Genomic DNA, 20,032 nt, shown 5'->3' with positions numbered 1-20,032 from the left:
AACGTCGTGACCGGCCCATGCGAGGGCTAAGGCAAGGCTGACCTAAGATGCATATGACGGACGGGCGGTGATGAGCTTCCATGCGGCCACTTCAGGCATTGATCCCCGACCCCACATCCGCATCGGTGTTCGGCATGCCGCTGTGGCTATGGGCCCTCGTGGGCGGGGCCGGGCTGTTCGCCGCCTTCCAGGTCTACTACTGGGTCGGCTACACCGTCGGCGAGCGTGTCTACAAGTCCCGTCTCGGCAGGAGGATCGACCAGGCGGCCATCCTCAAGGTGGAGAACGCCGTCAGGCGTTGGGGCGCGCTCGCGGTCTACGGGTGCTTCTGGGTGCCCGTCCTGCGGCACACCCTGCCCTGGGTCGCCGGAGTGCTGCGCATCTCCTATCCGTGGTATGTCGTGGCCAGCGCGCTCGGCTGCCTCACCTGGGTGCCGGTCACGCTTTTCGGCCTCTACTCGGTGCTGTGGGGGTGGCTGCTGCTCGCGGCGGAGTCGCCCCTCATCGCGGCCGGGGTCGCCGTGGTGGCCGCCGCGCTGATCGCGGGGTTCGTCATGTGGCGGCGCAGACGCCGGGCAAAGCAGGCGGCGGTGTCGCCGGATGCCATGGCGGGTGTCTAACCCCGCGTTATCTGTCGTTCTCATCCCTTTCCACTGGTCCTTCCAGGAGTTCCTGATATCAGTCTGGGAAGCCTGGAGAGGCATAGCTCTATATCTGGCATAACTCTTCATCTGGCATAGCTCAAAGATCCACATATGGTGTGAGCCATCCGTGTCACGATGGTCCGCATGCATACCGGACGTTTCTCAGCGGTGCTGTGCAGTGGCCTCCTAGCCGTCGTGGCAGGGCTCACCGGCGCCGCGCCCGTCACGCCCGCCCACGCCGCGTCTCTTGCCGCACCGGCCCCGGCCTCACCGGCTCACTCTGCGCCGGGCCACGCCGCGCCGGCTCATGCCGTACCGCCCGCCGCCGCGACCCGGGTCGCCCCCGCTGTGAGCGCGAAGTCGGCGATCCTGATCGACGGTGCGACGGGGACCGTCCACTACCAGAAGGGGGCGGACCGGCGGCGCCCGGTCGCCAGCCTCACCAAGGTCATGACCGCCTACGTGGTGCTGTCGGAGGGGGCCGACCTCAACGAGCGCATCAGGATCACCGCGGCCGACGCGCGCTATCCCGCGGCCACCGGCGCCGCCGGGAGCGGCTTCCGCAAGGGCGAGCGGCCCACGGTGCGCGACCTCCTGCACGGCCTCATGCTGAGCTCGGGCGCCGACGCCTCACAGGCACTGATCCGGAGGTACGGCCCCGGCAGGTCGGCGTTCGTCGCCAAGATGAACAACGCCGCCCACACCCTCGGCCTCGCCAACACCCACTACGTCAACCCCGACGGCATGCCCAAGCCGGCCAAGGGCAACTATTCCACCGCCCGCGACCAGGCCGCCCTCACGAAGATCGCCCTGGCGCACCCCCAGCTCGCGAAGATCGCCGCCACGCGGAAGTACACCATCCGCAAGAGCAGCCACACCCGCGGCCGCGCACTGACCAACACCAACAAACTGCTCGGCACCGTGTCCGGCGCCGTCGGCATGAAGACCGGCTACACCAACCCGGCCGGCTGGTGCCTGTCCTTCGCGGTCGACCGCGGCGGCAAACGCTACATCGGCGTGGTCCTCGGCGACACCGGCGCCCAGCGCCGCTTCAGCACCGCCACCAAACTGATCAACTGGGCCTCAAGCTCGTAGCCGGGCTCCCTGCGCCCACCCCGCCCCGCTTCATGCCGGTGGCCCTACGGGCGCATGAGGGCGTGGCAGGCGATCGCCGCGGCGGCCACCACGTTGAGCGAGTCGACCCCGAGGTCCATGGCGGTGGCGCTCATGGGGATGCACACATTCTGGTCGGCCTCGTGCAGCCACCGGGAAGACAGGCCGTCGCCCTCCGAGCCGAGGAGCAGCGCCGCGCGCGGCCCGAGGTCGAGTTTGCCGATGGGGGCCGCCGACTGGTCTGGGGTGAGGGCCAGGGTCTGGAAGCCCGCCGACCGCAGCTCGGCCAGGCCGTTGTACCACTCCGTCATCCGCGCGTAGGGGATCGCGAAGACCGCGCCCATGGAGACCTTCACCGCGCGTCTGTAAAGGGGATCGGCGCAGCGCGGGGAGAGGATCACCGCGTCGACGCCGAGGGCGGCGGCGCAGCGGAAGATCGAACCGACGTTGCCGTGGTCGACGAGGTCCTCCAGCACCAGCACGCGGCGCACGCCTGGGCGGGCGAGCAGGTCGAGCGGGGTGGGCAGCGCCACGCGGGCGAGGGAGGCCAGGGCGCCCCGGTGCACGGGGAAGCCCGCGATGCCCTCGACGATCTCGTCGGAGACGACGTAGACGGGTGCCTCCAGCGGGTCGAGCACGTCGGCGAGGCCGGCAAGCCTGCGTGGCGTGGTGAGGACCGACCGCACTGGATAGCCTGCGGCGATCGCCCGGCGGATGACCTTCTCCCCCTCCGCCAGGAACAACCCGCGCTCGGCTTCGAGGCTTTTACGGAGTTCGACGTCGCGCAACCGGGTGTAGTCGCTCAAGCGGGGATCGTCCGCCCCGGTCACATCGAGGATTTCAGCCACTTTCCGATGGTGCCACGAGCAGGCGGGTGACCCGCCACGTCACCGCGTAGGCCAGGAGCGCCAGAGCGGCCCCCACGACGGTGCCCGCGCCGACCTTGGTGAGCATGCCGGGCCAGCCGTAGACCGGATCCGGCGGGTCGACGAGCGGCCACAGGAACAAGCCGGCGACCGACGAGGCGGCCACACCGGCGAGTACGGTGACCCGCACCGGCCCCGGCAGGCCGAGCCGCGCGGGCAGGGGCCTCGGGTCCACGCGGCCGAGGCCCCGCAGGGCCCACCACACCACCACGGCGCCGCCGGCCACCGTCGAGGTGTACTGCAGGAGCCGGAAGACCGTCAGCCGCCCGGCGAGCGGCTCCGCCAGGAAGGCGAGGCCCCAGACGCCGGCGCTGTAGGAGTGGGTGAAGGAGTCCCAGAACACGTGGGTCGCCGAGCCGACCACCGCGCCCAGCACGACGGCGGGGAGGCGGCGCCAGCCGTACTCACCGCCGGACGCCACGGTGGCGGCGCGGGCGGCGAGACCGGGGGGCAGGAGAGCGATGAGGGGGTCGCGCAGGAGGGTGTGGAAGACGAAGAGGAGCACCAGCGCCGAGAACAGGTCCAGGGTGAGGATGCCCGGCAACGAGTGCCAGTCGCCGTACTCCGGGAGGAAGGGGAGGAAGATCGGAATGTCCGGGACCATGGCTCCGACGGCGAGCGCCCACGGGTCCACCACTCGCCGCAGCCGCGCCGAGGCCATCAGCGGCACCACCGCCGCGATATGACTTGGTGTGAACGGCACCCTTCACCCTCTTCTGCAGGCTCCGCAAGATCGCCCACGATACGTGCGATGCCGAGGTCACGCCGCCGCGGCCGATCAAGATCAGTCGGCCGAAGCCCAGGCCATCACCGAGAGTAAGCGGTAGAGTACGTGGCGCTGTCGTCGATCGGGGGTCACGGTGACTGTCCACGAGACCTGCGCCCGTCCGGCCGTCTCACCACGAGCTGTCTCAACACCATCAGAATCGCCCTTTGCCGACTCGCACCCTGCCCTCTCCGCCGCCTGGTTGCGGGACGCGCGGCGGGCGCGGCTGTTGTCCCTGGTCACGCTGGGATGGCTGGGCCTGGAGAGTGTGCTCGGGCTGGTCGCGGGGCTGCGGGCGCACTCGGTGGCGCTGATCGGGTGGGGGCTGACCTCCATGGTGGAGGCGCTCGCGAGCCTGATCGTGTTGTGGCGCTTCACAGGCAGCCGCGTGTTCGCGGGCGACGCCGAGCGCAAGGCGCAGCGGGCGGTGGCGTTGAGCTTCTGGCTGCTGGCGCCCTATGTGGTGCTGCACGTGGCGCACGACCTGGCCGAGGGCCACAGGTCCGCGCCGTCGCCGCTGGGCATCGCGGTGACGACGATCAGCTTGATCAGCATGCCGGTCCTCGGCGTCGCCAAACGCCGTCTCGGCGCACGGCTCGCGTCGCCGGCGACGGCGGGCGAGGGCACGCAGAACCTCCTGTGCGCGTCGCTCGCGGCCGGTGTGCTCATCGGCCTGGGCTTCAACACGATCGGCTGGTGGTGGGTCGACCCGATGGTCGCGACGGTGCTCGCCGCGGTGGCCGCCCGCGAGGGGTGGCGGGCGTGGGGCGGGCATGTGTGCCGGCATTGATCGCCGCGCCGGGCGGCGAAGACGCCGATGACGACGAGCGGCAGGTCGCGTGCCCGCAGGGCCTCGACCACGCGGGAGGCCGCGCCGATCTCCGCCCACACCCAGAAGACGCCCCTGACCACGGTGACCTCGCGCACGCAGTCGAGCCGGCGGAGCGTGTCGCGCACATCGGCGTGGCCCGTGGCCACGTCCATGACGAGCAAATCGTCGGCTTCAGCCCTTGGCTCCGCCTCGGCGCGGTGGCCGCGGGCGGCCAACCGCACGTCGCGCACCTCGACCATCAGCGGCATACGCACTTCCTTGTGGGATAGCCCTGCCAATCGCGACATATCGCGTTGTACGGATCACGATACCCCAGCCCCACCGGCAGTCAAGATGTATCGCGAGGCTAAACGCAGCAGTAAGTTACCAGCGCGTAACGTAATCGCCGCACCAACGGTTATGATGGGCGCCCCAAAAAACTGCCACTATCGTTCGAGATTGGACAACACGGACAAGCTCGCCCGGATGGCGGGCGAACAACCGCCCGACCCCGGGGAACACCCCAGGTCAGGCACGCTGCGCGGCCGGCTTCCCGATCCACTCGGGCCGGGAGAGAACAACGGGCCCACGACGCGGAACACGTCACACGCAGCCAAGAAAGTATGGGGATCGAAGCCCTCCTCATCGCGACCTGAAGCGTCGCATTAGGGAAGGCACGAGCGAGAGGACCGGCACCGTGGGACGGCACCGCACAGACGACTTCGATGACGGGAGGGTGCGCCTCCATGAGCCGAAGTCACGACGTGCCGCCGGGCACGGCAGGGTGCTCGTCCCGTTGGCCGGGGCCGTCGCGCTGGCCGTGCTCGCCGGCGTCGCCGCATATGTGATCTTCACTCGGGACCGGAGCTGCGACGGCGGCGACCGCCTCGATCTGACCGTCAGCGCCTCCCCCGACATCCAGCCCGCCGCCGCGAAGATCGCCGCGATGTTCAACAGGACCGGGCGGGTCGTGGACGACCGCTGTGTGGTCCTGACCGTGGAGAAGGCGAGCACCGCCTCGGTCGTGGCGGCGATCAGAGCGGGCAAGCCCGCCCCCAAGCTGTGGATTCCCGACTCCAGCCTCTCGCTCAACCGGCTTTCCGGGGGCCCCCGGCAGGTGCCCACCGTCAAGTCCGTGGGCTCGGTGGCCAGTTCGCCCGTGGTGCTGGTCGCGGCCCGCTCCGCCGTACCCTCGCTGCGCAAGACCCTCGGGGAGGCGAGCTGGGGCGGGCTGATCGGGGCGGCCAACGTCGCCGGCCCCAAGGACGTCGGGCGCAAGGTGCGCGTGCTCGTGCTCGACCCGCATCAGAACTCCGCGGGGCTCGGCGCGCTGATGGCGGCCTCGACCGTCGCGGGCCAGTCCGGGGTCACCGGCCAGCGGCTCGTCGGGGCGCTGCGGCAGCTCGCCGGCTCGACCGTCAGGAGCCCCGAGGCGATGTTGTCCAGCCTCACGGTGAAGTCGGGCCGCGTGCCGCTCGGCGTGTCGTCCGAGCAGAGCATCTGGGCGCACAACAAGCAGTCCGAGGCGCAGCTCTCCCCGCTCTATCCCGCGGAGGGCACGCTCAACCTCGACTATCCCCTGGTGTCGCTGTCCGGGGACCCGGCGATCGTGAAGGCCGCCCAGGAGTTCCAGCGGGAGTTCTCCAGCGAGTCCGCCAAGCGGATCGTGCGCGACCAGGGATTCCGTACGGCGGACGGCCGGGCCGGCGTGTCACTCGACCCAGACGACGGGTTCGCCGAGCAGGCACCGCGCACACTGCCCAAACCGACCGCGAGCGCGGTGGCCCGGCTCTCGCAGTCGTGGTCGCGGCTGAACCTCGGCACCCGCCTGCTCACCCTGATCGACATCTCGGGCACGATGGCCCTGCCCGTGCAGGGCACCGGCTCGACCCGGATGGGGGTGATCGCGAAGATCGCCACCGAGGGCATCCGCCTGTTCCCCGCCGACAGCGAGATCGGGGTGTGGGAGTTCGCCACCGACCTCGTGGGCATCGGCCGTGACTATCGCGAGGTGGTGCCGGTCGGCCCGCTCACCGAGACGGTCGACGGCGTGCTCCGCAGGGACCTGCTCAAGCAGCGCATCGGCGCGATCGGGGCGAAGGCGACGGGTGACACCGGTCTGAACGACACTCTGGCCGCCGCCTTCACCCGGATGAAGAGGGAATACCAGCCCGACAAGATCAACACGATCTTGGTGCTCACCGACGGCGCGGGCAACGACGACCCCGGCGGCGGCATCTCCAACGCGCAAATCCTCCGCAAGCTGTCGCGCGAGTTCGACCAGGACCGCCCGGTCAACATCCTGCTTATCGCGTTCGGCCCGGACGCGGCCAAGGGCAAGCGGGAGATGGACCGGCTCGCCCAGGCGACCGGCGGCGAGGCGTTCGTCGCCAAGAACATCCTCAACGTGGAGGAGATCTTCCTCAAGGCGATGCAGCGCCGCCTCTGCTCACCCAACTGCGACAGCTGACACCAGGACAGCCCGCACGGCGCGGCCCGGCGGAACCACACGGAGCCCGTCGTACGGCAGAGCCCGGCCGGACGACAACGCGGCGGAGGGCGCGGGAGCGCCGCCGACCGGCTGGTCGGCATGCGTCCTCACGGTGAGATCCTCGTCACCTGATCAACAACGGGCCGCCGATCATGCGCCGGCCGCGGCGGCCGACGTCGCCCGCGCGTTGATCAGATGCGACATATTGGGTGAAAATACTCACAATGTCACGGCAGACAGGCGATCCCGGCGGTAGTAGTGGGACAAGTGGTGCGTGACTTTGTGTTTAATAACAGATCAGGCGCGCTTTGAGATGGCGTAAACCAGGAACCACTGCCAAACGTCGGCATTGACGGGTCTCAAGTGGGGTTGGTCCCATAAAAGTGCGATCAACCGGATGTTTGCCCAGCCAGGAGCCAGGACATGCCTACGAACCGGCGAGTGATCCGTTGGACACTCGCTCTTGCGTGCGTCGCGGGGGCCCTCATCGCCCTCATCGACATCGACACGCCCTTGCGGGTAGTCCTCACTCCACTCTTCATGATCGTCGTGCCGGCGGCCGGCATCTCGGGACTGTTGCGCGATCGTGACCCGGTCGAGTCCCTGGCCGTAGGCGTTGCCGCGAGCCTGGTCATCAACGTTCTTCTCGCGCAGGCGATGCTGGTCTTCAGTTCGTGGTCGCCGCGCGCCGGGGTGGCGACCATCGCGGTGCTGGGCGGGTTCATGTACGTCCTGCAGGTGCTTTATCGGGGGGCTGCTGTCATGCGTGCGGAGCAGGGGGCGAAGACGAGGTGAGGATCACCGTTGTCCGCCCCGGGGAACTCGGCCCCGCCGAGGCCGCCCGCTGGCGCGAGCTCCAACAATCGTCTTCGTCCCTCGACAACCCTTTCCTCTCGGTCGAGTTCACCCAGGTCATGGGGGAACTTCGTTCTTACGTGAATGTGGCCGTGATCGAGGACGAGGGGAAGATCGCGGGATTTTTCCCTTTTGAGCGGCACAAGTTCGGTGTCGGGAAGCCACTGGGGGGCTTCCTGACCACCTGGCACGGAGTGATCGCAAACCCCGCCCTCCGCCTCCCCGCCCGCGTGCTCATGCGCGCCTGCCGCATGAGCGTGTTCGACTTCGACCACATGGTCTCCGACCAGGCGACGTTCACCCCCTACCGGTCCAGCGCGCACCCCGTGCCGATCATGGACCTCAGTGCGGGGTTCGAGCCCTACATCGCTCAGGTCCGGGCCAATTCCTCCAAGAACTACAAGACCGTGCGTTACAAGGAGCGCAAACTGGCCAGGGAGGTGGGCGCACTCCACTTCGACTGGTGCTCCGGCGAGGTCGGCACCCTACGCACGTTGACCGGCTGGAAGTCCGATCAATACCGCAGGACGGGACGGACGGACAGATTCGCCCAGCCGTGGATCGTCGAACTCGTCGAGCGCCTGCAGGCGAGCGACTCCCCGCACTTCGGCGGGGTGCTGACCATGATCTACGCGGACGGTGAGCCGGTCGCGGGCCACTTCGGGCTGCGCACGGCGACGACCCTCGTGGGCTGGTTCCCCGCCTACAACACGGCCTACCTCAAATACTCCCCGGGCATTGTGCACCACCTGCACATGGCCGAGCACGCCGCCTCCGCCGGGCTTCACCGGATCGACATGGGGCGGGGTGGCAAGCAGTACAAGAACTGGTTGAAGAACGGGGATCTCGAGGTCATCGCCGGACGTGTCGTGCGTCCGTCGGCGGCCGCCGCGGTTCATTTTCTGAGCAGGGCACCGCTCTCGCGTGCCCGGGATGTGGTCACCAGCCGACCGTCGCTCTATCGGGCCGCGGACCGCCTCTTAAAGGGCTTCGGCCGTCTCCGAACCTCGGGGCGGTCTTCGCACTCCAATCAGATGGATCGTCAGACGCCTGACGTGATGAGGACCTGTTCGGGGTCTCCGCATACCAACGGCCGGTCAAACGGGCACTTGCCCGACCTTGCCGGGACGAACCTGCTGGTACCTACGCGCGAGACCCGCGAGAATAGTTCCCTCTAATCACTTCAGACCCCCACGTTTCACCCCCAGGACCCGAAATGCACTCTTTGCACCATCTGCTCTTCTTCCCGGTCGCCCGGGCCGGGAGAGGGTCCGGGCCCGTACGACCGCTCCCAGGCTCCGGAAGGACGTTCCCCAGATGAGTCCCGACATCACGAAGTTCAACAGCAAGGCCAAGATCACAGCCTTGCGCTCCATCCCACCGGTGGAACGGTTCACCCCGCTCACGCCGTACGTGGCGGTCACCCCGACCGTCAGCGTTGTCGTTCCCGCGATGAACGAGGCCGAAAACCTGCCGCACGTGTTCGCCACGTTGCCGCACTGGATTGACGAAATCGTGCTCGTGGACGGCAATTCCAAGGACGACACCGTGGCCGTCGCACGGCGGCTGCGGCCGAACGTGCGAATTGTGACGCAGAAGGGCAAGGGCAAGGGCAACGCTCTCGCGGCCGGATTCGCGGCCTGCACCAGCGACATCATCGTGATGATCGACGCCGACGGCTCCACCGACGGACGCGAGATCATCAACTTTGTGGGCGCGCTCGTCACCGGTGCGGACTTCGCCAAGGGGTCGCGGTACGCGTCCGGCGGCGGAAGCGATGACATCACCTTCAACCGCCGCATGGGCAACAAGGTCTTCACGACCCTGGTGAACTGGATGTACGGCACGAAGTACACCGACCTGTGCTACGGCTACAACGCCTTCTGGGCCCGCCACCTGCCCGCGCTTGACCTGGACTGCGACGGTTTCGAGGTCGAGACCCTGATGAACATCCGGGCCGCCAAGTCCGGCCTGCGGATCCACGAGGTGCCGAGCCACGAGCGCAACCGGATTCACGGTGAGAGCAACCTGCACGCGGTCCGCGACGGCCTGCGTGTGCTCCGCACCATCTTCCAGGAGTGGCGCCGCCAGCCCACCGTGACCACCGCCAAGCCACACGCCGCGCCCCGGGCGGACCAGGGCGCGGCATGAGGACTTCGGTCGTCATCTGCGTCTACACCGAAGAGCGCTGGGAGGACATCGGAGCCGCCGTCGAATCGGTCCGCACACAGCGGCGCACGCCGCGCGAACTGATCCTCGTCGTCGACTACAACCCCGATCTCCACCTCAGACTCAAGCGGGAATACCCCGATGCGATCGTGGTCGAGAACACCCACGCCAAGGGCCTCTCCGGCGGCAAGAACACCGGAGCGGCGACCGCCGTGGGGGACATCGTCGCGTTCCTCGACGACGACGCGGTCGCCGACCCCGGCTGGCTGGAGGCGCTTGAGGAGGGGTTCCACGACCCCGCCGTCATGGGTGTGGGCGGGCTGACCCGCCCGCTGTGGGCCGGCGGTGTGCGGCCCCGCTGGTTTCCCTACGAGTTCGACTGGACCGTCGGATGCTCCTACCGGGGCATGCCGGAGGTCCGTTCGCCGATCCGCAATGTCATGGGGGGCAATGCGGCGTTCCGCAGGGAGGCCGTCACGGAGATCGGCGGGTTCTCTTCGGGCATCGGGCGAAGCGTGCAGGGCCGCAAGAGCCGTCCTCTCGGGTGTGAGGAGACGGAGTTCTGCATCAGGCTCACCCAGCGCAAGCCCGGCTCGGTGATCCTGTACGAGCCGAGCGCCGTCATCGGCCACAAGGTGCCGGCCGCCCGCGCGACCTTCGCCTACTTCAGATCGCGCTGCTTCGCCGAGGGCCTGTCCAAGGCCATGGTGACGAACAGCGTCGGATCGGGCGACGGGCTCGCCGCCGAACGGGCGCACGCGCTCAAGGCGTTGCCCAAAGGCGCGCTGCGTAGTGTCGGGGAGGCGCTGCGCGGCGACACCGGCGGATTCGGCAGGGCCGGCGCGATCGCCGTCGGCCTGCTCTGGACCGCCTGGGGCTACGCCCTAGGCACGGCGAGATTGAGGATGCGCCGAACGTGACCCGTGTCCCCATCCTGATGTACCACTCGGTCACCGAACGCCCGAACCCCGAGACCCGCCCGCTGGCGGTACGGACGAGTGTGTTCGCCGAGCAGATGAGCCTCCTGCGCGACCGCGGGTTCTCCCCGCTGTCGCTCGGGGGGCTCACCGAGGCGTTCCACAGCGGTACGGTGCCCGGGAAGCCGATCGTCGTCACCTTCGACGACGGTTATGCAGACTTCCACTCCGACGCGTTACCCGTGCTCGAACGGCACGGCATCCCCGCCACGGTGTTCGTGACCAGCGGGTGGCTCGCCGACGCAGGGCGGCACGCGGCGGGGCGTCCGCTCGACACGATGTTGTCGTGGAGCCAGGTGCGCGAGGCGGTCTCCTGCGGGGTCGAGATCGGGGGGCACAGCCACAGCCACCCCCAGCTCGACCAGCTCCCGGACCGCGACCTCGCCGGCGAACTGCGCACCAACAAGGCCCTGCTGGAGGACGAGACGGGCCGGCCGGTGGTCACCATGGCTTATCCGTACGGATATTCCAGCGCCAGGGTGCGCCGCGAGGTGGCCCGCGCGGGCTACAGCACCGCCTGCGCCGTGGCCAACGCGCTCACCTCGGCGGTCCACGACCGATTAGCACTGCCCCGGCTGACCGTGGCGGCGAACACCACCATGGGCAAGTTCCTGCGCGCGGTCGAGGGCAGCGGCATCCCCCTGATCTATCTGAAGGAACGTGCCCTCACCAAGGGTTACGCGGTGGTGCGCCGCACCAGGTACGGCTGGCACAAGGCCCGTGGCAGGGTCTGAGGAGAACGGGAAGAGGAGCGCGGGGAGAGGGGCCCACACCATGAAAACGGCGGCGAGCAAGCGGCCGGAGGCGGGATCCGCGTCCGGCCGCTTCTCCGCGTTGCGGGACAAGGTCCTCCGCGACCTCAGAAACCCGCTCTTCCGGAACGGCTACGCCCTGATGGCCAACACCGCGATCACCGCGGTGCTGGGGATGGGCTACTGGCTGATCGCCGCGCGGCTCTACACAGTGGAGGACTTCGGGGCCGGGCAGGCGCTGATCACCGCGATGCGGTTGTTCGCCTCGCTCGTCGCGCTGGGGTTCGTCGGAGCGCTCGCGAGGTTCATCCCGGTCGCCGGGCGAAGGACGCCGATGCTGATCCGGCGGGCCTACTTCCTCACGGGCGCCACGGGTGTGACCGCGGCGCTCGGGTTCCTGCTGACCCTGCCGGTGTGGGGCGACACCTATGCCTCGCTTGGCGGATTCGGCCCCGGTCTGTTCTTCCTCGCCTCTGTGCTGGTGTGGTCGATCTTCACCTTGCAGGACGTGACGCTGGCGGGACTGCGCAAGGCCACCTGGGTGCCGGTGAACAGCCTGGGCTTCGGGCTGGTCAAGATGGTGCTCCTGGCGGCCCTGGCAGGGGCGCTGCCGGGGGACGGCATCTTCGTGTCGTGGATCGTACCGACGGCGATGGCGCTGATCCCGATCAACATCCTGATCTTCGGCTTCCTGATCCCGAAACACGTGAAGGACACCGCGGGCTCGGCGCCGGGAGGACCGCTCCCCATGCGGGAGATCGGCCGTTTCCTGGCCGGGGACTACCCGGGCACGTTGTCCATGCTGGCGATCGTCTATTTGGTCCCGGTACTGGTGGCGGCCCAGGTCGGCACCGCGACGTTCGGCTACTTCTCCATGGCGCACACCCTCGGCTCGATGATCGAGCTGCTGGCGATCAACATGGCGACCTCGCTCACCGTGGAGGGGGCCTTCGACCGGTCGCAGCTCGCTGAGAACGCGCGCAACGCGCTCAGAAGAGCCTTTATGATCATCACCCCGGTGGTTCTCGTCACAATTCTGGCCGCGCCGCTGATCCTCAGCGTGTTCGGCCCGGCCTTCGCCGACCACGGCACCACACTGCTGCGGCTGATGGCGCTAGCGGTGCTGCCGAGGGTGCTGATCGAGATCTATCTGAGTGGTCTGCGGGCGCGTAGCCAGGCCGGCCAACTGATGCTGGTGCAGGGAGGGCTGGCCGTTTTGGTGCTCGCCTCCTCGATGCTTCTGTTCCCAATTGCCGGGATCAATGCGGTTGGATATGGCTTGCTGTTCAGCGAAGTGCTGGTCGCTCTCCTGATCTTCAAAGGACTTCGCAATCTTCTCAAATTTCCTCAAACGCCCCAGCCGATCGTCACGGAAGGCCCCCACCAGGCCGCATGATGGTCTGTGTGAGGCAACGGGAAGACGATGAGACGGCAATGGAGACCAGCGAGTCCTCCCAGCTCGACCCCAAGACAACCGAGCCTCCCGAGGTTGACGAGACCCACATGACGTCCACCGCCCCCCCGGCGGACACGACAGGCGACCGCCGGAGCGACACCCCGGAGGCCCCGGAGACGGGCGCCGTCCCGGACAGCGCCAAGGACACCGTCGTGTTCCCCAAGATCACTTCCACCCCGGATCGGCAGGCGCGCGAGCCGGAGCCCGTGGTCGAGCCCGCAACCGACGACACGACCGACGACGCCGCCTCGGACGACCAGGCATGGGACGACCACGCTTGGGACGACCAGGCATGGGACGACCAGGCATGGGACGACGCCTCCTGGGAGGAGCCCGGCGCCGGCCGGCCCTCCGGCGAGAGGTCCGCCGGCGGGCCCCCGCACGCGCCCGCCGCCGAGCATGCCGTCGCATCAGCCGAGTCCACGGCCGAAGACCTCAGCGCCGATCTCCCCGGCCCGGACGGCCCCCGCGGCGCCTTTACCCCCGTCCGCTCCCCTGGGCCGCTCCAGGACTCCCCTCGCGACGCCTGGGCCCGCGTCCGTGCGCCCGAGGCGCCCCCAGGAACCGTGCCCGAGATCTCCACGGAGACGCTCGCCGCCGTCGCCGCCGGGCGAGGAGACCAGCCGAGCGCCGCCGAAGCCCCTCAGAGCCCCGCACCTCCGCCTCCCCCGCCCGCCAAGCCCCGTCTACTCGACCGGCTGCTGGGCAGCGCCCCACGCTGGGTGCCGCCCATGCTGACGATCGAGGGCCTGGTGATGTACATCCTGGCCCTGCGTGCCGCCCCAGGCCCGTTGGCGGGGGTCGACCAGGCCGACATCGACGGCCTCGGCCTGATCTCCGCCCTCCCCGTCACCGCATTCGCCGCGATCATCGTGCTGATCGCCGCGTTCTTCGTGACGCTGGCCGCCAACATCGACCGCAAGGGCCTGCTGCTCTTCCAGCTCGCCTCGGTGGTGTTCGCCCTGCACGGCGCCTCGGCGCTCATCCACGACGAGCCGAGGTTCCACACCGCCTGGGCTCACGCGGGCTTCGTCGAGTACATCGCCAGGGCCGGCGAGGCGCTTCCCAGCTTGGACGCGCGTTTCGCCTGGCCGGGTTTCTTCGCGCTGTTCGCCTTCATCTCACGCGCCGCGGGGATCACCGACCTGGCGCCCATCCTGCAGTGGACACCGCTGCTGTCGAACCTGCTCTACCTGCTGCCCTTCGTGATGATCCTGCGGCTGCTCGTGGCGACGACACGGGCCCGCTGGTTCGCGGCCATGCTGTTCGTCCTCACCCAGTGGATCGGACAGGACTACTTCTCCCCGCAGGGCTTCACCTTCTTCCTCTATCTGGCCTTCGTCGCGATCCTGCTGCGGTGGTTCGGCCGGGCCAGCGGCGGCCCCACCTCGCCGACCGGCAAGGGCCGCATCCGCGCCCTGCTGGCGTGGCTGAACCGGCTCACCCCCGGCGAGATCCCCCAGTCGAGCACGTCGCTCGGCGACCGGGTGATCATGCTGCTGGTGCTGATCAGCGTCTTCGTGGCGGCGACCGCCTCGCACCAGATCACGCCGTTCATGATGCTCGGCGCCCTGGCCGGTCTGCTCATCACCAGGCGCACCACCCTGTCCTGGGCCCTGCCGCTGATGCTCGGGCTCCTCGTGCTGGCGTGGATCAACTACTCGGCCACGCCTTACTGGGCGGGCAGCCTGGACCGCATCTTCGGCGGCCTCGGCCGCATCTTCGACAACCTCCAGGAGAACACCGGCGACCGCCTGGTGGGCCGCGACGCGCAGCACACCCTCGTGCTGCGGATACGGCTCGGCATCCTCGGCCTGATCCTCATGCTGGCCGCGACCGGTCTGTTCCGCCGCATCAGGCGCGGGGTGACCGACCGGGCCGCCGTGGTGATGCTCTGCATCCCGATCCTCGCGCTCGGCCTGCAGAGCTACGGCGGCGAGATCGGCCTGCGCATCTACCTGTTCGCGCTGCCGGGCGTCTGCATCCTGGCGGCCTATGCCTTCTTCCCCAACCTGCCGGCGGGCACGCCGGACTCGGGGGACGAGGCGGTGCCGCTCAGGAAGCGCTACACGCGGTTCCGCCTCAAGCCCGAGCTCACCCGCAGGTGGTCGCTCGTGCTCGCGGTCTGCACGGCGCTGGTGTTGTCGATGGCCTTCCTGGTCGCCCGCTACGGCAACGAGAAGTTCGAGCGGGTCAGCAAGGACGAGGTCGCGGCGATGCACTACGTCTACACCAAGAACAAACCGAGTGCCCGGGTGCTCTACATGGTCCCCGAGCTCGGCAGAGAGATCACGCCGACCATCCCCTGGCGTGAGAGGGACATCGAGACAGTCAACTACCTTGAGGCCCTGGTCACGCCGGATCCGAAGAACCTCAACCCGGTGATCTCCCGGTTGCGTGAGGAGGGCCCGCAGACCTATCTCGTCTATACGAACGGCCAGGCCTCCTACCTGGAGCTCAACCACGGCTTCGCCCCCGACTGGGGGCAGCGGTTCCGCGCCGCGCTGGACGCCTCCACGCAGTTGAAGAAGGTCTTCTCCGCCAAGGACGCGGCGGTCTACACCCTGCGCGCCTATCCCAAGGGTGTGCTCCCGGCCCAGGCCGACGCCTTCGCCCGCTCCGGCTTCCCGACGACCACGGCGACGCCTGTCGGCCTGGTCGGACTGGGCACCATGGCGGGCGGGTTGTTCCTCTACGAGGTGCTGCGCATGCGCACCCGCAGGCGGCCGAGCAGCGGACGCGCGTGGGCGCTGCGCGTCGGGCTCATCTCGGCAGTCATCGCGGCCGCTGTGATCGTCGAGCGGTTCCTGGTGCTGGGCTTCGGCGGCTGACGGCAATCACCACTATCAGACGATAAATACCGCTATCAGGTGACAACGGAGGGGCGGGGCACGATGCCCCGCCCCTCCGGCGTGAAGGGGATGCCTCAGCGCCCCCGGTCCTCCCACTTGATCTCGTACGGCGCGAGCCGGAAAGACTTGCCGTCGACCTGCGCGGTGACCTCGGTGGAGGCGGTGTTGACCACGACCATCTGCTTGGCCTGGGCGAGCACCCGCACCCGGGGATCGGACGAGGTGACCGGCTCAAGAGTGACACCGCCGTGGAACCACCGGGTGAAGCCGCTGAGCAGCCCCGCCATGGGCAACTCGCCGCCCTCGCCCGGCCGCCACAGGCAGCCGGGGCAGTCGGCGCCCTCCCGCCGCTGCGGATCCCAGTAGAGCGCCGTGTGGACCCCGCTGCTCGCGAACTCCATCATGGCCACGGCCTGCACCGCCGTACGCCGCTCCTCGGTCCAGTCGGCGGTCTCCGGGGCGACATACCACTCGGCCCACCACACGGGCAGGTCGCCGGACTTCTGCCGCAGCCAGTTGGTCACCGCGCTGAACTTCTTGAGCGCGGTGAACTCGTCTGGCACGATGCCGGCGTCGCGGGTGCCCGACGCCCCGTCGATCACGATGAAGTCGGCTCCGCGCTTGTGCTTCATCCAATAGTCGATCGCGTCCAGAGTGCGCTGATCGACGATGCCCCACTCGCCGCGCAGCTCGGAGGCGTTGGTCTCCGCCTGGTCACTGTCGATCGGGATGTACGGACCGCCGATCTGGATGTCTTTGTCGACGGCCTTCAGCGCGTCGTACACCGTGTTGTACAGCTGGGTGTAGGCGGCGGCGTCCCAGCTGTTGCTCCCGTTGTTCCAGAACCCCTTGAACTCGTTCCAGACCATGAAGTGCTTGACCGTCGGGTAGCGCTTGGCGACGGTGACGGCGAGCTTGGCGTACTCGTCGAAGAAGTCCGGATAAGGGGCCAGGGTGTTCTTCGCCCAGTCGGTCTTGCCCTCCTTGCCGCCCTTCATCCAGTCAGGCGCGCAGCACAGGGTGATGACCGGCAGTCCCTTGGCCGACGACATGAACTTCAGCCGCCGGTCGAGCGACCTGAAGTCGTAGCGCCCCTGGACGGGCTCGGGATTCTCCGCGCCCCAGCCCATGATGTGCTGGTTTTGCAGCATCGGCACGCGGCTTAGTAGATGGCGGGCGGCCAACTCGGCCTGGTGGCCCTCCTCGGCGGCGCTGAACTGCGTGTGGGTCACCCCCCAGCGCGGCCAGCCGTCGGTGGGCGGTGGCGGGTCGAGCGTGGGGGCGGGTTCGGTCGGCACCACCGTCATCGCCGAGTCGTCGGATTCGGTCGATCTCCCCGCGTACATCATGATGCCGACCACGAGCAGCAGGACCACGACGCACCCGCCGAGTACCAGTGGCCAGCCTGGTCTGCGAGCGTGCCGTCCTTGGGTGGGGATCAACGAGTCCTCCGAGTCGCACCTTCGTCATCGTGGCGCGCCGGACACCCACAGTGTCCGACAACATGCCCACCGTACCGACTCGTACCTCTGGACCGGGTAAGTCCGATTCGGTCTTCTGTGCCCTAAGCAGCAGTGCGACATCGGAATCAGGGCACGCCCAACCGTAACGGTAGACGAGATCCCTTACCATGGCATTACATACTCGACGCCATTCTGACAGGCGGGATAATCAAGACGGTTCTCTCCGCCTGAGCGCTCCCTGATCAGCAGATGCGATCCGCCGGTACGGCTCCGCCGCTCCGGATGGAACACACCTGCGACTGGGGGCGGGAGACGCTCAGCCAACGGCAGAAGGCAGGCGGGGGCAAGTCAGCTTCCACTCGACGGTAGGAGCCCATGCGCGTCTCAGTGGTTCATCCCCGTGACCTCGGGGAGCCGGAGGTGGCCCGGTGGCGGGCCCTCCAGGCGGCCAACCCCTCTTTCGACAATCCGTTCCTCTCCCCGGAGTTCACTCTCGCGGTTGGAACGGTCCGCGACCACATTCGCGTGGCCGTGATCGAGGACGGTGGGTCCATCGCGGGGTTCTTCCCCTTCGAGCGTCACCCGCTAGGCATCGGCAAACCCGTGGGCGCCGGCCTCACGGACGCACAAGGCATGGTCTACGCCAAAGGCCTGGAGTTCTCCCCGCTCCGGCTCCTGCGTGCCTGCCGGCTGTCGGTCTACGAGTTCGACCACCTGGTCGGCGGCCAGCCCCTGGAGGACGGCAAGGGCGACTACCACTCCTCGCCCATCATGGACCTCAGCGAGGGATACGACTCCTACGTCGCGACGATCAAGGCCAACTCCGCCAAGACGTACAAGAGCACGGTCTACAAGGGCCGCAAGATCGAGCGGGACATCGGGCCGCTCCACCACGACTACGGCACCGTCGACGCCGAGGCCATGAAGACGCTGCTCGGCTGGAAGACCGAGCAATACCGCCGCACCGGACGCACCGACCGCTTCGCCCAGCCGTGGATCGTCGAACTCGTGCAGCGCCTGCTGCACATCGACAACCCGGCGTTCGGCGGTGTACTGGACATGCTCTACGTCGACGGGCGCCCCCTCGCCGGGCACTTCGGCCTGCGCACCGCCACCACCCTCGCGGGATGGTTCCCCGCCTACGACACCGAGTTCTCGAAGTACTCCCCCGGTTTGATCCACCACCTGGCGATGGCCGAACGCGCGGCCAAGGCCGGGATCAATGTGATCGACATGGGGCGAGGTGAGAAGGAATACAAGGAGAAGCTGAAGAACGGCGAATACCTGGTGAGTGAGGGCCGCCTCGCCCGCGTGGGCGCGTCCGCGGGCGTGCACTGGGTGTTGCGGGTGCCGATCCGCACCGCACGCGGCACGGTCATGGCCAACCCGGCGCTGTTCAGAACCGCCGACCGCGTGCTCAAGACATTCGCCCGCGTACGTTCGGTGCTCAAGCCGTGACGCCCGGGCGTACGGCGGCGCCCGGTGGAGCCCAAGGTGACGGCAGCCCCGAGGCCCTGATCGCCGCCCGCACCGGCCGTCACTGCGTCTACCTGCCCTCCAACCGGCTCGGGCTCTACATCGCGCTGCGCTACTGGTGCTCCCCCGGGCAGCGCCTGCTGATGTCGCCGATCTCCGCCGACGAGATCCTCTTCCTCGTCATCGCCGCCGGGCTGCGGCCGGTTATCGCGCCGCTGTCCCCCGCGACGGGCAACATCGACACCGCGCGCACCAACCTCGGGGCGGTCGACGCCATACTCACCACCAACCTGTACGGCCTGCCCGACGACGTCCACGCCTTCCGCCACAAGGTCCTCATCGAGGACGTCGCGCACGCCGCCGAGACGACGGTCGACGGCCGCCCCATCGGCACCTTCGGGCTGGCCGGGGTGTTCAGCCTGTCCAAGCACGCGGCGGCCGGGTCGGGCGGCGTGCTCGCCGTCGACAGCGCCGCCGACGCCAAGGCGCTGGCCGCAGAACGTGACCGCCTGCTCCAGCCCGGCTCTTTCCGGCGCGAACTGTGGAGCATCGCCACCTCGATGGCCCGCCACGCGGCTTTGCGCCTCAACATGGTCCGCCCCGCGCTGCGCATCGCACGCATGCTCGGCATGGAGGAGGAACGCGAGGGTTACCGCATCGCGCTGCGCGCCGCCGAACTCCGGTCGGCCCTCCCGCACGCGCCCGCCCTCAGCCCCTTCAACTCGTGGATCCGCGCCGACCTGCACGACTACGCGGCCGACCGGAGCCGCCTCGCCCGCTGGTATCACCGGCGCAAACTCGCCGCTCTCCCCAAGCAGCGCGACGCCCGCCTGGCCGGCGTCCAGACACTCGCCACCCTACCGAGCGTCGCCAAAGGCGTGCGCGCCAATCTGAACCAGCCGCTGTTCCGTGTCCCCCTCCTGGTCGAGGACCGCGACCGCGCCATCGCCGACCTGGAACGCCGCGGCGTCTCCACCGGCTACCTCTACGACCCGCCCTACGACGACTACGCCCCCGGCTTCGCCGAAGCCTCCCCCTCCCCCCAGCGCGCCCGCTGGTGGGGCGCCCACGTCCTCCCCGTAGACCCCGTCTACGCCCACCGCGCCGTCCCCGTCCTGGAACGCCTCACCCCCGCAGTCCCACCCCCCTGATCCTGGAGCCGGCCGCGCCCCGGCCACCCCACCGGGGCGCGGGCGTCAGAGGCCCGCGACCACCGCTGCAGGGTGGCAGAGACCGGCCGACGAGGCCGCGCCGTACCCGACGACGCGGGCGGGTCTCTGA

Annotated in this window: 17 protein-coding genes; 14 read left to right on the top strand and 3 right to left on the bottom strand. The window is 68.9% G+C overall.

Translation table 11 applies throughout. From position 1 onward, the window contains the following. Nucleotides 1-80: 80 nt before the first annotated feature. Complete coding sequence (locus Ssi02_RS08460) at nt 81-620, top strand: DedA family protein (protein WP_204023063.1); 540 nt, start codon at nt 81-83, stop codon at nt 618-620. 168 nt (nt 621-788) lie between these two features. Then, nucleotides 789-1,739 carry a D-alanyl-D-alanine carboxypeptidase family protein gene (locus Ssi02_RS08455; RefSeq protein ID WP_204023060.1) on the top strand — a complete coding sequence of 317 codons (951 nt, stop codon included), beginning with the start codon at nt 789-791 and terminating at the stop codon, nt 1,737-1,739. A gap of 44 nt (nt 1,740-1,783) precedes the next feature. On the opposite strand, the gene Ssi02_RS08450 is transcribed toward Ssi02_RS08455, so the two are convergent. Both Ssi02_RS08450 and Ssi02_RS08445 read right to left on the bottom strand, forming a co-directional pair. After that, a complete protein-coding gene (locus Ssi02_RS08450) occupies nt 1,784-2,563 on the bottom strand; it encodes a TrmH family RNA methyltransferase (RefSeq protein WP_239128716.1) in 780 nt (259 codons plus the stop codon). Nucleotides 2,564-2,597: 34 nt separating this feature from the next. Further along, a complete protein-coding gene (locus Ssi02_RS08445; RefSeq protein ID WP_204023058.1) occupies nt 2,598-3,386 on the bottom strand; it encodes a DUF4184 family protein in 789 nt (262 codons plus the stop codon). 292 nt (nt 3,387-3,678) lie between these two features. On the opposite strand from Ssi02_RS08445, the gene Ssi02_RS08440 reads away from it, so the two are divergent. From Ssi02_RS08440 to Ssi02_RS08395, 10 genes are all read left to right on the top strand, one after another. Beyond that, nucleotides 3,679-4,239 carry a cation efflux transmembrane domain-containing protein gene (locus Ssi02_RS08440; RefSeq protein WP_239128715.1) on the top strand — a complete coding sequence of 187 codons (561 nt, stop codon included), beginning with the start codon at nt 3,679-3,681 and terminating at the stop codon, nt 4,237-4,239. Continuing rightward, on the top strand, nt 4,227-4,550 hold the full coding sequence (locus Ssi02_RS08435; protein WP_204023053.1) for a hypothetical protein: 324 nt from the start codon (nt 4,227-4,229) through the stop codon (nt 4,548-4,550). Before Ssi02_RS08440 ends, Ssi02_RS08435 begins: the two co-directional genes overlap by 13 nt. 407 nt (nt 4,551-4,957) lie before the next feature. Beyond that, the gene (locus Ssi02_RS08430) at nt 4,958-6,730 is read left to right on the top strand and encodes a substrate-binding and VWA domain-containing protein (protein WP_239128714.1); all 1,773 of its coding nucleotides are present in this window, start codon (nt 4,958-4,960) and stop codon (nt 6,728-6,730) included. Between the two features lie 444 nt (nt 6,731-7,174). Further along, nucleotides 7,175-7,546 carry a hypothetical protein gene (locus Ssi02_RS08425; protein WP_204023051.1) on the top strand — a complete coding sequence of 124 codons (372 nt, stop codon included), beginning with the start codon at nt 7,175-7,177 and terminating at the stop codon, nt 7,544-7,546. Then, nucleotides 7,543-8,784 carry a GNAT family N-acetyltransferase gene (locus Ssi02_RS08420; protein ID WP_204023048.1) on the top strand — a complete coding sequence of 414 codons (1,242 nt, stop codon included), beginning with the start codon at nt 7,543-7,545 and terminating at the stop codon, nt 8,782-8,784. The genes Ssi02_RS08425 and Ssi02_RS08420 overlap by 4 nt, the downstream gene beginning before the upstream one ends. A gap of 139 nt (nt 8,785-8,923) precedes the next feature. Then, on the top strand, nt 8,924-9,757 hold the full coding sequence (locus tag Ssi02_RS08415; protein WP_204023046.1) for a glycosyltransferase family 2 protein: 834 nt from the start codon (nt 8,924-8,926) through the stop codon (nt 9,755-9,757). Next, nucleotides 9,754-10,695 carry a glycosyltransferase family 2 protein gene (locus Ssi02_RS08410; protein WP_204023044.1) on the top strand — a complete coding sequence of 314 codons (942 nt, stop codon included), beginning with the start codon at nt 9,754-9,756 and terminating at the stop codon, nt 10,693-10,695. Before Ssi02_RS08415 ends, Ssi02_RS08410 begins: the two co-directional genes overlap by 4 nt. Then, nucleotides 10,692-11,486, top strand: coding sequence for a polysaccharide deacetylase family protein (locus Ssi02_RS08405; RefSeq protein WP_204023041.1), 795 nt, complete (start codon nt 10,692-10,694; stop codon nt 11,484-11,486). The genes Ssi02_RS08410 and Ssi02_RS08405 overlap by 4 nt, the downstream gene beginning before the upstream one ends. 40 nt (nt 11,487-11,526) lie before the next feature. Next, nucleotides 11,527-12,900 (top strand): lipopolysaccharide biosynthesis protein, encoded by a 1,374-nt coding sequence (locus tag Ssi02_RS08400; protein ID WP_204023039.1) that lies wholly within the window; start codon nt 11,527-11,529, stop codon nt 12,898-12,900. Nucleotides 12,901-12,938: 38 nt separating this feature from the next. Further along, entirely contained in the window at nt 12,939-15,791 is a 2,853-nt protein-coding gene (locus Ssi02_RS08395) for a hypothetical protein (protein ID WP_204023036.1), read from the top strand. A gap of 95 nt (nt 15,792-15,886) precedes the next feature. Here the strand turns inward: Ssi02_RS08395 and Ssi02_RS08390 are convergent, their stop codons facing one another. Further along, the gene (locus Ssi02_RS08390) at nt 15,887-17,254 is read right to left on the bottom strand and encodes a GH39 family glycosyl hydrolase (RefSeq protein ID WP_204023034.1); all 1,368 of its coding nucleotides are present in this window, start codon (nt 17,252-17,254) and stop codon (nt 15,887-15,889) included. A gap of 396 nt (nt 17,255-17,650) precedes the next feature. On the opposite strand from Ssi02_RS08390, the gene Ssi02_RS08385 reads away from it, so the two are divergent. Then, nucleotides 17,651-18,733 carry a GNAT family N-acetyltransferase gene (locus tag Ssi02_RS08385; RefSeq protein ID WP_204023031.1) on the top strand — a complete coding sequence of 361 codons (1,083 nt, stop codon included), beginning with the start codon at nt 17,651-17,653 and terminating at the stop codon, nt 18,731-18,733. Continuing rightward, a complete protein-coding gene (locus tag Ssi02_RS08380; RefSeq protein ID WP_204023029.1) occupies nt 18,730-19,902 on the top strand; it encodes a DegT/DnrJ/EryC1/StrS family aminotransferase in 1,173 nt (390 codons plus the stop codon). The genes Ssi02_RS08385 and Ssi02_RS08380 overlap by 4 nt, the downstream gene beginning before the upstream one ends. Nucleotides 19,903-20,032 lie beyond the last annotated feature (130 nt).

Source organism: Sinosporangium siamense (genome assembly GCF_016863435.1).
Lineage (GTDB): Bacteria > Actinomycetota > Actinomycetes > Streptosporangiales > Streptosporangiaceae > Sinosporangium > Sinosporangium siamense.
The sequence above is the reverse complement of the archived record's forward strand: the minus strand, read 5'-3'. Positions and strand labels throughout refer to the sequence as shown.

Bases quoted from the DNA above. Each gene is read 5' to 3' on its own strand.
- Ssi02_RS08460 (WP_204023063.1), top strand. From the start codon at position 81: ATGCGGCCACTTCAGGCATTGATCCCCGACCCCACATCCGCATCGGTG.
- Ssi02_RS08455 (WP_204023060.1), top strand. From the start codon at position 789: ATGCATACCGGACGTTTCTCAGCGGTGCTGTGCAGTGGCCTCCTAGCC.
- Ssi02_RS08425 (WP_204023051.1), top strand. From the start codon at position 7,175: ATGCCTACGAACCGGCGAGTGATCCGTTGGACACTCGCTCTTGCGTGC.
- Ssi02_RS08415 (WP_204023046.1), top strand. From the start codon at position 8,924: ATGAGTCCCGACATCACGAAGTTCAACAGCAAGGCCAAGATCACAGCC.
- Ssi02_RS08410 (WP_204023044.1), top strand. From the start codon at position 9,754: ATGAGGACTTCGGTCGTCATCTGCGTCTACACCGAAGAGCGCTGGGAG.
- Ssi02_RS08400 (WP_204023039.1), top strand. From the start codon at position 11,527: ATGAAAACGGCGGCGAGCAAGCGGCCGGAGGCGGGATCCGCGTCCGGC.
- Ssi02_RS08395 (WP_204023036.1), top strand. From the start codon at position 12,939: ATGGAGACCAGCGAGTCCTCCCAGCTCGACCCCAAGACAACCGAGCCT.
- Ssi02_RS08385 (WP_204023031.1), top strand. From the start codon at position 17,651: ATGCGCGTCTCAGTGGTTCATCCCCGTGACCTCGGGGAGCCGGAGGTG.